This window comes from Psychrobacter sp. JB193 (genome assembly GCF_002285555.1).
In the GTDB taxonomy this organism is placed as follows: Bacteria; Pseudomonadota; Gammaproteobacteria; order Pseudomonadales; family Moraxellaceae; genus Psychrobacter; species Psychrobacter alimentarius.
In genome coordinates, this window is record NZ_NRGY01000002.1 from 104,638 (window position 1) to 118,715 (window position 14,078).

At 40.8% G+C, this 14,078-nt stretch carries 14 protein-coding genes and 1 tRNA gene; 5 read left to right on the forward strand and 10 right to left on the reverse strand.

The window, feature by feature from the left end:
- Positions 1-15: 15 nt before the first annotated feature.
- Both CIK80_RS08185 and CIK80_RS08190 read right to left on the reverse strand, forming a co-directional pair.
- Positions 16-465, reverse strand: a complete 450-nt coding sequence (locus CIK80_RS08185; RefSeq protein ID WP_095569637.1) for a hypothetical protein — start codon at positions 463-465, stop codon at positions 16-18.
- On the reverse strand, positions 443-1,285 hold the full coding sequence (locus CIK80_RS08190) for a hypothetical protein (protein WP_095569638.1): 843 nt from the start codon (positions 1,283-1,285) through the stop codon (positions 443-445). Before CIK80_RS08190 ends, CIK80_RS08185 begins: the two co-directional genes overlap by 23 nt.
- Positions 1,286-1,470: 185 nt before the next feature.
- Between CIK80_RS08190 and CIK80_RS08195 the strand changes: the two genes are divergently transcribed.
- Positions 1,471-3,129: an RNA-binding domain-containing protein gene (locus CIK80_RS08195; protein WP_095569639.1), complete on the forward strand. Its 1,659-nt coding sequence runs from the start codon at positions 1,471-1,473 to the stop codon at positions 3,127-3,129.
- Between the two features lie 99 nt (positions 3,130-3,228).
- On the opposite strand, the gene CIK80_RS08200 is transcribed toward CIK80_RS08195, so the two are convergent.
- The 6 genes from CIK80_RS08200 to CIK80_RS08225 all read right to left on the reverse strand — a co-directional run bounded on the left by CIK80_RS08200 (position 3,229) and on the right by CIK80_RS08225 (position 8,380).
- Positions 3,229-3,489 carry an AlpA family phage regulatory protein gene (locus CIK80_RS08200; RefSeq protein ID WP_095569640.1) on the reverse strand — a complete coding sequence of 87 codons (261 nt, stop codon included), beginning with the start codon at positions 3,487-3,489 and terminating at the stop codon, positions 3,229-3,231.
- A 164-nt stretch (positions 3,490-3,653) separates the two neighbouring features.
- Positions 3,654-4,565: a hydrolase or metal-binding protein gene (locus CIK80_RS08205; RefSeq protein WP_095569641.1), complete on the reverse strand. Its 912-nt coding sequence runs from the start codon at positions 4,563-4,565 to the stop codon at positions 3,654-3,656.
- Positions 4,566-4,699: 134 nt separating this feature from the next.
- A complete protein-coding gene (locus CIK80_RS08210; RefSeq protein WP_257011774.1) occupies positions 4,700-5,734 on the reverse strand; it encodes a YqaJ viral recombinase family protein in 1,035 nt (344 codons plus the stop codon).
- Positions 5,735-5,983: 249 nt separating this feature from the next.
- Positions 5,984-6,979, reverse strand: coding sequence for a DUF932 domain-containing protein (locus CIK80_RS08215; protein ID WP_095569643.1), 996 nt, complete (start codon positions 6,977-6,979; stop codon positions 5,984-5,986).
- A 69-nt stretch (positions 6,980-7,048) separates the two neighbouring features.
- On the reverse strand, positions 7,049-7,336 hold the full coding sequence (locus CIK80_RS08220) for a hypothetical protein (RefSeq protein ID WP_095569644.1): 288 nt from the start codon (positions 7,334-7,336) through the stop codon (positions 7,049-7,051).
- Positions 7,337-7,465: 129 nt separating this feature from the next.
- Positions 7,466-8,380 carry an inovirus-type Gp2 protein gene (locus tag CIK80_RS08225; RefSeq protein WP_095569645.1) on the reverse strand — a complete coding sequence of 305 codons (915 nt, stop codon included), beginning with the start codon at positions 8,378-8,380 and terminating at the stop codon, positions 7,466-7,468.
- Between the two features lie 575 nt (positions 8,381-8,955).
- Here CIK80_RS08225 and CIK80_RS08230 point away from each other — a divergent pair.
- Positions 8,956-10,179 carry a hypothetical protein gene (locus tag CIK80_RS08230; RefSeq protein ID WP_087040895.1) on the forward strand — a complete coding sequence of 408 codons (1,224 nt, stop codon included), beginning with the start codon at positions 8,956-8,958 and terminating at the stop codon, positions 10,177-10,179.
- A gap of 91 nt (positions 10,180-10,270) precedes the next feature.
- Here the strand turns inward: CIK80_RS08230 and CIK80_RS08235 are convergent, their stop codons facing one another.
- Both CIK80_RS08235 and CIK80_RS08240 read right to left on the reverse strand, forming a co-directional pair.
- The gene (locus CIK80_RS08235; RefSeq protein WP_095569646.1) at positions 10,271-11,620 is read right to left on the reverse strand and encodes an integrase arm-type DNA-binding domain-containing protein; all 1,350 of its coding nucleotides are present in this window, start codon (positions 11,618-11,620) and stop codon (positions 10,271-10,273) included.
- A gap of 283 nt (positions 11,621-11,903) precedes the next feature.
- Positions 11,904-11,994 (reverse strand) — tRNA-Ser (locus CIK80_RS08240).
- Positions 11,995-12,189: 195 nt separating this feature from the next.
- Between CIK80_RS08240 and CIK80_RS08245 the strand changes: the two genes are divergently transcribed.
- The 3 genes from CIK80_RS08245 to CIK80_RS08255 all read left to right on the forward strand — a co-directional run bounded on the left by CIK80_RS08245 (position 12,190) and on the right by CIK80_RS08255 (position 14,062).
- A complete protein-coding gene (locus tag CIK80_RS08245; RefSeq protein ID WP_257011721.1) occupies positions 12,190-13,020 on the forward strand; it encodes a DNA/RNA non-specific endonuclease in 831 nt (276 codons plus the stop codon).
- Between the two features lie 145 nt (positions 13,021-13,165).
- Positions 13,166-13,429 carry a hypothetical protein gene (locus tag CIK80_RS08250; protein WP_095569648.1) on the forward strand — a complete coding sequence of 88 codons (264 nt, stop codon included), beginning with the start codon at positions 13,166-13,168 and terminating at the stop codon, positions 13,427-13,429.
- 249 nt (positions 13,430-13,678) lie between these two features.
- The gene (locus CIK80_RS08255; protein ID WP_062845652.1) at positions 13,679-14,062 is read left to right on the forward strand and encodes a DUF2147 domain-containing protein; all 384 of its coding nucleotides are present in this window, start codon (positions 13,679-13,681) and stop codon (positions 14,060-14,062) included.
- The last annotated feature ends 16 nt before the right edge of the window (positions 14,063-14,078 follow it).

The window sequence follows — 14,078 nt, forward strand, 5'->3', positions numbered from 1 at the left end:
ACTTGCAAGATTTAATTATTTATTAGGTTCTATATGCTTAAAAATCTGAAAAAATTTATAGGCTGTTCTAAGTGAGTACATAGCGGTAACTAGAGTAGCACCAATAGAGATTAAGAATATAAAGGATTGTCGAACTGTAACCATCAATGCTACTAGATAGATGGCTATACTAATGAAATACAGTAATGACAACAACTTACTACTCATCAAGAGGTTATTGTAATGACCTGATTTCACCATATTTTTAATCAAACGCTTGTCTATTAAGCTTATAACAATTGCCATTAGAGTAAGAACAAACCCTAACATTGTGCCAAATAGAGTAATCAAAGTTTTTAACACTTCATTTATCATTACAGAAGAAGTGCTAAGAATTTCATTGTATAAAAAAGCACATAAAGCAACTGAGATGACTAAGCTCAGAGCTAACCATTTTATTGTTTCAGCATACTTGTTCGATTTCATCTAGCTTCCCTAGATAAGCAGTCACGATCTTATCGTATATAACACTCGGTTGAAGAGCGTCTTTAGTGTACGAATAGGTTTCATCTTTATAGACTATTTTATCAGCAATAAGATCTATTAAATCGTATTTTCCGTCAATGTCTTGAGTCTTTACGACAGCTCGTGTCGGGTTGAATGATAATAGATTACTAATATTTTCAGAGGCTTTTGAGATCATTCCACGCTCGCTTTTACGTAAGTCAAGACCGATTTGCATTTTTAAAATGTCTCCTCCTGAATCATCAACAGCTTTCATTGCTTTATCAGACCATAGTTGGCCGTTGTTTGTTGCTTGAGCTGAACTAATAGGCACAGAAAAATCTATTGCTACTACTGTTCGGTTCTGAAGTATTTGGTTGAGAGAGCCAGCAGTTATTAATGGTGAAACTATAACATCCCTACAAAATGCTTCTGACAAACAGCTTTCTAGTCTTTTATAATGATTAGCGTGTACGTTTCTTATATAGCCAATTACGCTATATTTAGGAAAGAAAACAAGGTGGTTGGTTTCTAATTTACCTTCACCTTTGGTATAGCTTAATTTTTTAGCAGCTGCTCCAACCTTACCAGTCTCAATGATCTCATCAGTTCTTATTTTTCTGAAAGAGCCACCGTAGTATTTTGCTTGTATCAGATTAAAATCGTAAAAATCTCTATCATACTGATCTTTAAACCCAAAAGACTTACTCACTATTGAAGCGAAATAATCTTTCAAGGTTTTAGAGTTTTGTGACTCTTCTTTTTTGAAAGTTACTTTGTAGAATTCAACTGAAGTAGCCATATTTACCCTTTATCTGATTTAACATCTATTTTTTAGTTGATGATATTCTTACGAAAAATTGTTTGGTACAAGATGTGCTAGCTTAGCATAAACAAAACCAGCCAATACACTGCTTTCGCACAATTGACAGCGTATAATGGATAAAACAAAACTATTCAAGCCTAACTAATTTTAGCGTTCCTACTATGCCTAACCACTATCAAAATCTTGTCCTAAAGCTTATCCAACAACCAACCGAACAAGAGTGGCTTGAGTTTAAACATAACTTTCATAGTCCTGATGAGATCGGTAAGCGTATATCTGCGCTTGCCAATGGCGCTTGTTTGGCTGACAAGAAGTTTGGCTACTTGGTGTTCGGGGTGGAGGATGGCACACATAACATTATGGGTACAAACTTTAGCCCGAAGACAAAAAAAGCCAAAGGCAACGAAGACTTAGAGCATTGGCTAGTGAGCCGTTTAAGCCCCAAGATCCATTTCACCATCCATGAGCTAAGGATTGATGGTAAAGCGGTAGTACTATTCGAGATTCCAGCAGCTACCGATACGCCCATTAGTTTTTTGCATGAGCCTTACATTCGTATTGGTAGCTTCACAAAACTGCTTAAGCAATACCCAGATCAAAGCCGTAAGCTGTGGCAAAATCGAGCGGATGACTGGAGTGCTGAGATTTGTCACGATGCAACGCTTGAAGACCTTGATCCTACAGCCATTGTTGTGGCCAGACAAGTCTTTGCTGATAAGAACAAACGTTTGGCTGAGGACATAAAAGGATGGGATGACATCACTTTTTTAAATAAAGCCAAAATTACCATTCGCGGTCAGATCACCAATACCGCTATCATTTTATTAGGGCGTTACGAATCCACGTATTTTTTAAGCCCAGCGCAAGCGCATATCACTTGGATTCTAAAAGGCATTGATGGCATTGAAAAAGACTATCAACATTTTGAACCGCCGTTTTTGTTAGCCTTGGATGAGGTTTATAACAAAATCCGTAATCTAAATTACCGCTACATGCCTACTGGTACGCTATTTCCTGAAGAGGTGCAGCAGTACGATCCTTATATCATCCGTGAAGCATTAAGTAATGCCATTGGTCATCAAGATTATCGACTAGGCGGACGTATTACGGTGGTCGAAAAAGAAGACTCAACGCTGGTGTTTCAAAATAGTGGCGAGTTTATTCCTAAAACCATCGATAATGTCTTATTGCAAGATGCGCCTGAGGCGAGCTATCGCAATCCGTTTTTGGTCAATGCCATGGTCAATTTAAATATGATGGATACCATCGGTAGTGGCATCAAAAAAATGTATCAGATTCAATACAAGCGTTTTTTTCCTTTGCCAGATTATGACTTAACCCATGAAAGAGTACGTGTAAAATTCACAGGTAAAGTGCTTGATCAAGAGTATGCCAAGCAGCTAGCCACAGTCGATAATCTTGCATTACACGACATTATAGCGCTTGATAAAGTACAAAAAGGTCAAGCGATCACTGAAGACGAAGCAGAAGCACTACGTAAAAAATCACTGATAGAAGGGCGTAAAAATAATTATATGATTGCTGCTGATGTGGCGAGGCATACAGAGCAGCAGGCAGAGTATATGCAGATGCGTGGCTTAGATGACATGCATTATCAAAGCTTGATTATAGAGTACCTCAAGACGTTTGAACGAGGTAGACTAGCTGACTTTGATAAGATGCTGACTAATAAATTACCACAAGTATTAGATGACAAACAGCGCAAACATAAAGTGCGTAACCTATTACAGAAAATGCGCCGCGATGGTTTAGTTATATCTAAGAATCAAGTCTGGTACCTTGCAGCTAAACCTAGCTAGATGCAGCTAAACCTAGCTAGATGCGGCTAAACCTAGCTAGATGCGGTTAAAGATAGCAAAAAAATAAGCCGCGTAGTTCGGCTTATTTTCTATCCTTGATCAGTGAATCCGAGCAGCTATCTTGCTCTCAATCCATTCAGCGACTTCACTTTCAACCCACGCTACACGACCTTTTGAAAGCTTTACTTGGACAGGGAAGGTAGGATCGTAGCGTTTAGATCTCTTGTCTAGCATATCGTAAATCGTAGTACTGCTAAGCGCTGTATAATGCATTACCTGCTTGAGCGGTACCATGCGAGGTATCTGTAAAGTTCTAGATATTGATACGTTTTTCGGTATGCTCTCGTTCGAATTTTCCATTACTTGCTCCTTATAAGTTAATGAGAAATTTTTTCTCATACAGTTACGGAGTCCCATATTTTTTTACGGCATCCCATACCGTCCGGCTTCTAACTTTGACTCAGACAATAAAAAAGAGCGGAATCAATCAGCTCTTCTTTATGTCGCATATCCGTACAATTGCTTTAACTTACCGCTGTCACGCTTTTTCGTAGTCCGTGCTCGATGCTCGTTATGTTCTGAGTGGCTAACCCATTTTGATAGTTTCCCTGCTGAGTACTACTCACATTCTCTGTCTCCATCGGATAAAACTCTTCAGCCACATCCAGCAGACCATCGCTATCAATCTCAAAGCATGAGTTTACGTAACCTTGTTTGGCGGCTGCCTCCAATGCCGCTTGATCAAAGCCGTGTTCGCTAAGCTCACGATCAATGACCCCAGCATCTTGTACGGCTTGCTTTAAAGTCACATCATCACGTAGCGTTAGATCGACAAAGTAGATTGGCGTACGATAGCTTTGCGTGGTGCTTTTGCCTCGTAAGGTGAGTTGTAGTGGTAGACATGACAGCTTATTGCCTGATACGGCGGCAAAGTAACTTAAGCGTGCTGCCAGCGTTCTAATACTATTAAAGCCAGTCGTGCGAAAGATAAACGTACCAAGCTCATCGTCCTCAGATAAATTCACGTAAAGACGGCCATAAGGCTTACAAGCACCTCCCTGTGCCAGTGGACAACGGTCAGGTGACGCACAAGGAAGCGTTTCGATCCCTTGGCTGGTTCGACGTTGACAGCTCTCACCATCGCCCACACATAGTGGCCGACCTGTTTGTCTGTCAAATAGCGTATATTCTGCTCTAAGATTAAGCTCAGGATCGTTAAACAACATACGCACTGGTATTTGTCTGAGCTTACCGTCGTTATTTGCACGCAGCTTTTCATCAAGTGGATGGTTGACCCAGCCATCTTTGTTTTGAACTTGGCTAGTAATCGTAAATTGATCGTCTTTAGCAGGGAGACGCTTGCCATCTTTTTCAATGACACGGCCAATGCTGATGCGACCTAATACGGGCGGGGTAATCGTTAGACCTTTAATCATGGTGATATTCCTTATGTGTTTAATAGATTGTGTTTAGCCATAAAAAAGCCCACCTGTGATAGGTGGGCTTTATGTGCTTGCTTGATTCGATTTGATTGGTTGATTGCTGTGTTGATGATTGAGTAACTGATGGCTTAGTCATTAAGAATGACAAAGCGTCTGTTACCTTGCTTGGTTTTACCAAACTGCGCGAGCAATTCAGGATGCGCCTTGATGACAGCCTTGCTATCAAGACCGACACTGTCTTTCGAGCGCTTCCATGAGATCGCACCTTTATCAAAGACAGCGACTTCATTATCGGCAATTAGCGTTTGTAGCTGATGCTTGACTTGATCATGACGTTCTCCTAGCTCTTGCATGTAATCACGGTAGCTAAGCAATTGCTCAAACAACTTGTTAGCGCCAGCGTCTTCGCGCAGATCAACCTTGCTTGAGGGTTTAGGATTTGGATAAAGCAGTTTTAATGCTCTCGCTGCTGACTCAGAATGATCAGGGGTTGGCGGAGTGTCTGTTTCTACGTATTGCCAGAACAGACGCTCATGCTCTATGATAGATTCAATCAAGCGATCGTCACGATCAACTTTATAAATCTTGGCCTCGTGGCCACAAAGCAGTACACAGATATGAGCAGCAGTTTTGCCTGTCACTGCCAATTGATGCTGAACTTGGCACGTGACGTACAACGGCACGCCATGTTTCCATAGCTTGGCCCCATGTTCACCTGCGGTTTTACACTCCAGAATCTGTACCTCGTCATTGCCTGTAATGGCATAGTCTAAATTCGCCAGCATAAAAGCTTTATCAAGATCAGGATGCTGCAAGACAGCATTGACGCGGCGTACTTTATTGCCTGTCTGCTCTTGATAGTATTTCGCGACCATGGGTTCAAGCGTATTGCCCCAGTAGAGTGGCGAGTAGCCCTCGATGCCGTTATTACCACTGGTATCAATGTTTGAGTCCATGCGTCCTGTTTTGATCATCCATAATTCCAGCATGGACAAGTAAGGATGGATACCACAAGCGGCAGCAGCATCAGAGCTGCCAATGCCTTGCTTGCGTACCTCAAGCCAATCTTCACGGCTTAAGTCTTTGGTGTTGACCAAACGCTTAGCGGTGGTTGATGTCTTTGGTTGAGCAAGTTTACTAATGACTTCATTTTGCTTTAGCATGACTTCTGCTGGTTTGCCCTTGGTTTTAGGTTTAGCAGTTCGAGACGCTTTACCTGTCATGACTGAACGTTTGGGTTTCGGCTGAACCCTATTTGTATTGTTTAATGCGATCAGGTTCATGGTGAACTCCTTTAGTAGATTTATTCTTGGTGATCTGTATCTGTAAATGTGCCTTGCTTAATTGACGGCATAAAAAAACCACGCGCAAAGGCGTGGTTGATTTAAGAGATAGGTAGAGTGGCTAAGCGACTAGGCAATCAAGCGTAGTGCTTCCTCTAAGCTTTTGTCTTTAAGCTTAGCACCAGCCCCAAACCATGCTGAGTCAAGGCGATGATCTTGCGACATCGCACGGCGTTCATGATCAACAAACTCTGTCATCGCATTCAATAAACCATAAGCCGTGTCTTTAGCTGACGACAGATCCGCACCGCGACCTTGACCATTAAACATATTCATCACCTGATTCATCGCTTTAGCATTAGGAACAGCATCCTTTTCTTTCTTGGCCGTATTAAACAGAATCAAGCCATCATCTTTGACATCATTAAACACACGGTTTAAGTAGTTGGCTGCTTCTGCTTGCGTGACGCGCCTATTGGTTAATTGCTTCATCTCATAGTTAAACGCATCCCATTGGCTGACGGACACGCCTAATTGACGTTTGACCTTTTTTGCATCAAAGGTCGTACTATGCGGTACTTTCACCACACCGCCATTACCATTAGCCAAGCTGATCGCTAAGGTGTTATTACACACCACGCGAATATTAGTGAACTGAGCTGTGGTCGCAAGCGTGCCATCACAAGCGGTTGCAAGGAGCAGATAGCCATGACTGACATCACCGCCACGTAGTGTTGCTGATTGTCCCGTACGAGCGAGTGCCCAGAACTTACGTCCTTCTTTAAGCACACCTGCGGTTTCTAACTCAAAGTCTGCTTGCTCTGTCAGATCACGATAAAACTCTAAAATCTCACTTGGTTGCACTTCTTGGTAGCGCTGACTCACCACTGATAACGGCTCAAGCGTGTCTGAGCGATACAGCACCTTGTTATTGTCATAAGGCATGATCAGGTTTTGACCTTTATCATTGGTTGCCATGTAGCTCACATCTGAGGACTCAATACGCCAATCCATTCCAGCCTCACGTGCCCAGACTTCAATAGGCTGCTTGGGGGATAACTTGTTGCCAAGACCGTGCCATGGTGTTTCTCCAACGTATGCCATACTTTCGATTAAATGTGCCATGAGTATTGCTCCTTTATGGTTCGATAAAATAAGTGGTTTGATAATTAAGTGAGTAAATAAATGAGAATGTCAGACGCTAAAGGTATGCTGACAGGTACTGCACAAATAGCGCGGCATAATAGGCGCTTTCAGTAAGGGCGGCTGGACCAGCCGTTGTTGTGTCAGATTGATCACGGTGGCAAGTGCGCCACCTGCAACCATGCCTATCATTGGATTGATCTTGTAGTACTTGCAGACGCTCACGCCCAGACTGACTAATAGCTTGGGTGAGCACAGATGCTCTGACATGCTTTGCATACTGGTATCTGTATTCTCTAAAACGTGTGCTGAATGACAATGGGGACAGATAGGTTTCATAGGATCTCCTTGATAGTGGCGCATAAAAAAGGCCTGCTATAAGCAGACCTTGATTAGGCATTTAGAGGTAGACGGATAAATTAGCAATGGCTACTTATCTCATCTCATGGCGATACTGTATATCTAAAATTATTTTACTATTGGTGGTAAGCCTCTACGTTTCGATGTTCTATAAACACCATGACCGAAAGTACGCATATTTGGTAGCCACAATTTAAGCTGCTGCTCATTCTTGTTTGGCTTCGTTAGGTATAAAGCTGACGCTACTGCGTTTTCTACTTCCTGAGGATTATCACGATGAATCATCCCGATACCTAATTTGCCATATTGCTTATACTTCTGCTTACGCTTTGGATCGTGATAGCTATAGTACTCACCTAGACCACCAGTGATGGCTTTCCATTTCTCACCCACTTCTTTGGCAATGTGCCAGTCGTTCTGTCGCTTCGATCCATCATACATAAGTAACAAATGACAGTGTAGTCCACCATTGATTCCTCCTTGCTCAAGAGCCCAAGCATTGCCTTGCAGATGCTCAAAGCAACCCTTTGTTTTACCAATAAGCTCTCTCAACTTGTTCATGTGACAGTAGAAATCCTCAAGACTAACGAGATGGCTCGTTTCTTGTGCATATTTTAAATCTATACGGATAAATAGCAGCCTTGAATAGTGGGTGATCAGATTATTAACGTAGCCATGTAACTTTCTTTTATTTTGAGATTCTTGGTAAGTGAACGCATTTCGTTCATTCTCAATATCGTTTTTATAACATGACAGCGTGGCGATGAATCGCTGGGTTTTATCATGATCCCAAATCACATTTTCTGGATAGGTATCGCCAACGACAGCTTGCGTACTACTAAAAAATGCCACGACTGCTTGTGAATAAATTAGATCAGAATTTAGATGATTCATGAACGGGTAGTACAACCCGTTCAGTTTATCCATGATCTCGTTAAAACTGATGATGTTTGCCAGTATGTCCGTGACCAGATTATGAACGTTTGCGACAACTAGCGGCTGGTTTAGGTGTGAGTAAGACATGATAAGGTTCCTATGAAGTTGGTTTCATAGGGTGAGGTAAGTCTGTATTTTTATATTTCGATGGGTAGATGGATCAGTGCTAAGCGATAGGCGCTTAGCTGGAATAATTAGATAAGCTTAATAATAATATACATTACCCATTAAGAGCGGGCTGCTAGAGAGCAGACTTTTTCTTGTGTGCTTGGAGTGTTTTTTTTAGATCCGATAGCAGATCCCTGTCTGCGTTGGAGATTTTTTCAGGTGGAGTTAGCTGACTGTGGATGTTGAAACGTGTCATCAAGTGTCCTTATTTAGTGCTGAGATTATCTGTTCCAACGAGCATAGGTAGCGCTTAAACGCAGTGTTGATGTTGAGATAAAGCAATCCAAATTTAGTGCTAGGACGAAGTTTACATACAAGGTATAGTTAAAGCGGAAAGTGAAAGAATAAATTCAGTCTATTTTAAGGTAAGAAAGGACATAGGACTGCTCACGCCCCTACATTAGGGAGTTTTAAAGTACCAGATACGTAGTTTTTTCCTACTAAAACAGACTATATACCTACTTTTTAAGAGTTTTTTTGAAGGAAATTTGGCTATGACAGACGCTAATGACACAAATTATAATGATGCAAACTTCGTTTGTACTGATGATCAGTTTAACGATGACTCCGAAGTCTCAGTCGAAGAAAGTGGAGAAGGTACTACAGCTTTAGCCACTACAGTTGATAATAATGAGGTCGTAACAGAAGACCATCATCAGTCAATTAGCAGATTAAATCAGGAATTGTTAAACCAAGCTAATGCATATCATTTGGCCCAACAATATAAATTTAATACTGATTTATATTTTTATCATTTAAACCAAAACTGGAAAAACTCAGAGGACTTTTATAAGACGATTGGACGTTTTAATGAGGAAGAGTGCAAGAGCTTGGTATTTGCGCACAATATGTATTTGGGGAATTTATCAGCTAATATTGATTTAGATAAAGGGGCCTTCAAGTCTATTTTGCTAAGTATCTTTGAATCCCAACAATATCCAATCCCATATTTTCATGAGTTGATGCGGTTTAAAATTAACAATCAACTACCAGATAGTTTGCTCAACTGGATCAAAGATGATCTCCGTAGCGCTCTGCATATTGCTTATTTAGTTCAAGGTATTCTTTACAATAAGACTATGGTTGGAGGTAATGAATTAGTTGCACACATTTTAAATTATTTAAAGTATGAGATCATTCATTTCAATTACATCCCACTCATTTTACCGTATTATGCAAATCATGTAGACGTAAACAGCTATCCGTTGATAGGTACTATTGAAACAGTTAAGTCCAACTATTTTAGAAATCGTACTGATAGAGAAATTAAGTGGCTCAAGGATGATGATAGCAATCAAATTGAATGGGCTTATAATTATCTGAGCTCAGACAAGAGAGACTATCTTGTACTTCAGAATATTTTCATACCCACCTCTCTAGAAGACAAGTACAATTTAATCTTAGCGAGTCTTGATGTCCTATCAAATGTAGAATACACATATGAGACTTATACTCAAGATATAAATATAAACGACTCTACAATTGATCTTGAGTCAATAGCAGAAATATCATATAGAGCTAAAATCATAGAGAACATGAAAGACGCATGGAATAAATTTTCAGCGAGCAACAAGAACGAAGACCTAAGTGAGGTCAAGATATATAAGAAAAACCAAGATCAATTGGACTCTATTATGAAAATCAGAGGCACAACGGCCACTAAGGTTATCAATCAGCTCGTTGAAGATGATTACAAAAAAAAATTCAACAAAGTCTAAATGGATTTAGTAGGTAAAGCCACTCGATTCGATGTAGTTGTTGAGTATTTTATATAAACAGCAGTTATACAGCATCTGGGATGGTATTAAATTATAATAGCTCTTGTAACTCTGTTTTTGTCATACCTTTATTAATGAGTGCTTGAATAAGTTGTTGTTTATTCATTGCTTCAAGGCTGTCATATTGATGATTGACTAACGACTGCTCAATTTGCTGCCTAGCAGTTTGAAAGTCTACTACCTCACCTTTGTCTCTGAGCAGATCTAAAAAATCAGCCCAAACTTGCATGATCTTACGGCGCTCTTCTAAGTGTTGCGCGTGGTTATAAACTGCGCGAATGCTGCTTTTTTTATCATGGGCCATCTGCTTTTCGATGGCATCTCCCATATAGCCAAGCTCATTTAGGTTAGTGGATGCGATATGACGGAAACCGTGTCCGGTCTGTCTACCAGCATATCCTAGTATATCTAGCGCGTTATTGATGAATTCTTCGCTATAAGGCTGGTGCATACCAGTATGATAGAACACATATTCGTATTGGCCTGTGATGGGTCTCATCTCTTCTAACGCTGCTAGCATTTGGTCTGACAAAGGAACAACATGCTTACGTGCAATCTTAAGGTTATCAATATCGACACGCCATAGACGGTTGGGGAAGTCGATATGTTCCCATTTCATCATACGTAGCTCGATAGTACGACAGAATGAATAGGCTAAAAATTTCATGCCCAATCGAGTTTGGTCATGACCATGATAGCTTTCAATATCTTGCAAAAGCTTAGGTAGCTCACTAAGCTCAACATGTTTCATGTGCTTAGTCTTGGCTTTTGGATATAGCTCTTTTAACCCTTCAGTATGATTTACCTCGATTAGACGCTCTCTCTTAGCTCTTTTAAGAATATTAGCAACGAGATCAATAGTGCGTCTGGTTACTTCTCGTGGTGGTGTCCCTTTTTTAGCTCTACTTTCAATATTATCTGCCATTGACTTACAATCTTCGAATGTCACATCTTTTAAAGCGATACCTTTAAAGCTCGGCAGCACGTCTTTGTGCATTCGGTTGTAGTCTTGCTGATAGGTGCGAGGTTTCACGTTGCGTTCACGCTCCTCTAGCCATTCAAGCGCATATTCATTGAACATTTTAGCTTGCTCGTTGGCAAGCTTATCTTGACGTTTTTTATTCTTTGGATTGACCCCATTAGCTACTAAAGCCTTGATATCAGAGTTAGCTACTCTCGCTTCTGCTAAGCCCATCTGCGGGTATGTACCTAAAGTAGTCTTCTGCTGCTTACCATCGAAGCGATATGCACTTACCCATGTTCGCGTGCCTGAGCTACGTACCAGTAACTGCAAACCTTGCTGATCGCTATATTTATCTGGCCGAGAAGGGGTGCATTTATCAGTGGGTTTGAGCTTACGAATTTTAGTATCACTTAACATGTTGGTCTATTTCCTATACCTACGAGCTATATGTTTAAAGCGTTAAGACGATTACGTTGGTCTAAGGCATATAAAAATAGATCGAATGTTGGTCTAATTGATGAATATATAGATAATAGACCAACGAATAGACCAACACAAGAAACGGGATAGGTGGGTTATGTTCGGATAGCTTGGGAAAACAGTAGACATAAAAAAAACGCTAGAAGCGTTATTTATAAAGGTTTCAAGGGGTATTTAGGATAGGGTGGGACAAGATAGGAAAACTGAGGTTTTATAAGATTGGCGGTGAAGGAGGGATTCGAACCCTCGATACGCGATTAACGTATACACACTTTCCAGGCGTGCGGTTTCAACCACTCACCCACTTCACCGTTTTGAGACGAGTTAGTATAGCCGATAGCATTTAAAATGTCACGACTTACGCCTTATCTTTCTTTATTTGCAGACGCCTGCTACGATAGCGTACACGTAATGATACGCATAGATAGATGGTTGATAGTTGCATGATAAGTCTTGGCAGGCTCAAACACAGTTTCAAAAACAGCGTCATGATGACAGTGATGGCTATGGCAATCCCTTTAGCGTCAGCATATGCTCATGATTTTAGTCAATGTAGTCAGTCTTTTTATGGCGGTATTTATCCTGAGTTTACGAATACCAAATTAAATAATAAGACGCAGGCATTGTGTATGGATGGTTTTGCAGTGATGTACTCTGGTGTATCACGTACACCACTATGGTCAGCAGAGTATTTGGATCGTACCCGTCTACAACAAGCCAAGCAGATAGACCGCGAAGATAGCTTTCATGAAGAGAGTAGATTACCAAAGTCTATGCGCGCCTCATTATCCGACTATTCAGGCTCTGGCTATGATCGCGGACACTTATCGCCAAATGGTGATATGGCAACGCGTAGCCAGCAATATGACAGCTTTAGTCTGGCCAACATTGCTCCGCAGTCGCCACGCAACAATCGCTATATCTGGCGCAATATTGAATCGGCAACTCGTTACTTGACTCAGCAGTATGGTGAGGTTTATGCGGTAACAGGGGTGGCATTTACCGACAAAAAAACCAAGCAACTGGCGGATCGAGTGCTTGTACCCAGCCACTTCTATAAAGCTGTTTATATTCCAGCAATTAACCAAGCAGGTGTTTATTACGCGCCCAACGACGAGTCAGAGCGTATACAAATTATCAGTGTTGATGAGTTAATGGACAAGACGGGTATCGATGCGTTACCTGTGCTTGATACCGAAACTAAGGCACAGGCTTTTGATTTGCCATTGAAGGCAGGAGAGAGTTCAGACGTGCCTGAGGCATCACAAAAAGAGCCTGAGTGGATGCTATTCGTTTGGGCAATTATTGATTGGATATTAACGCAGCTACAAGCGTAAAGAGAGAGCAAACCAAGGAGGTATTGATTTCATGGTACCCTGTTTTAAATAATGATTTAGGAAGCCGTTGATCAGATACTGATTGGTCAAAGGCTGTTTGGTAAACAAATATAAGCAAAAGACTGTCAATAAAAAGGATGATCAGATGATTGAACCATTTGCCAACAACCACCAAAGCATGCAAATAGGTGAGCTTGTCATTGAGAATCAAAAAGACAAAATCATTATGTATGGCGATGTCGAGTTGACGCTAGACGCTGCTGGGTATGAGCAAGCGCAGCAGTTGCAGGAGCTAGCGAATAAAATTGTCCAAGCGTTCGAAAGTTATAGTCTCTATAGTAAGCAAGAGGGTAAGTCAAAAGAAAAAGATGACCAATTGGACAAAAATATCGACAACCCCTTTCTGTAACTCTTTGATATGGTTTTGTTTTATGGAAATAATAATGCGTAAAAAAATTACTAGGCAAACGCTAAAAATTGCTTATAATGAATTCAAGACATCGCTTATGTCTTTGAAAAAACTAGCAGGCAAACACGATAAATATCTTTCACATTATATAAAATCGCGGTGCCTATAGTAGGAAATTCTAGCAAAGGATAAGCATAGAAATCAGAAACATCATGTTTCGAGCAATCATTGTATGAAGGGAGTCAATCTATGAAACTATTTACAAAAACCACATTAGCTGTTGCCGGTATCAGTATTGCTAGCATGGCATTTGCCGCTGATCCATTAGCCAATACCACTTGGCAGACGTTTGATGAAGGTCAGCCAAAAGGTACTGTAAAAATTACTGAATCTAATGGCGTGTTGACTGGTAAGCTTATCGCTGCTAATACGGAAAAGGGTAAACAATATATTGGTACGACAGTCATCAAAGGCCTGAAATCTGATGGCAATGGCAAATATAGTGGCGGTACAATTACTGACCCAGCAAAAGGTAAAGACTATCGTATGACAGCTACCTTAAGTGGCAACACCTTGAACATCAAAGGGTATATCGGTCCATTTTCACGCAGTCAACAGTGGAAAAAGAAATAAGCTGATCGTATATTTT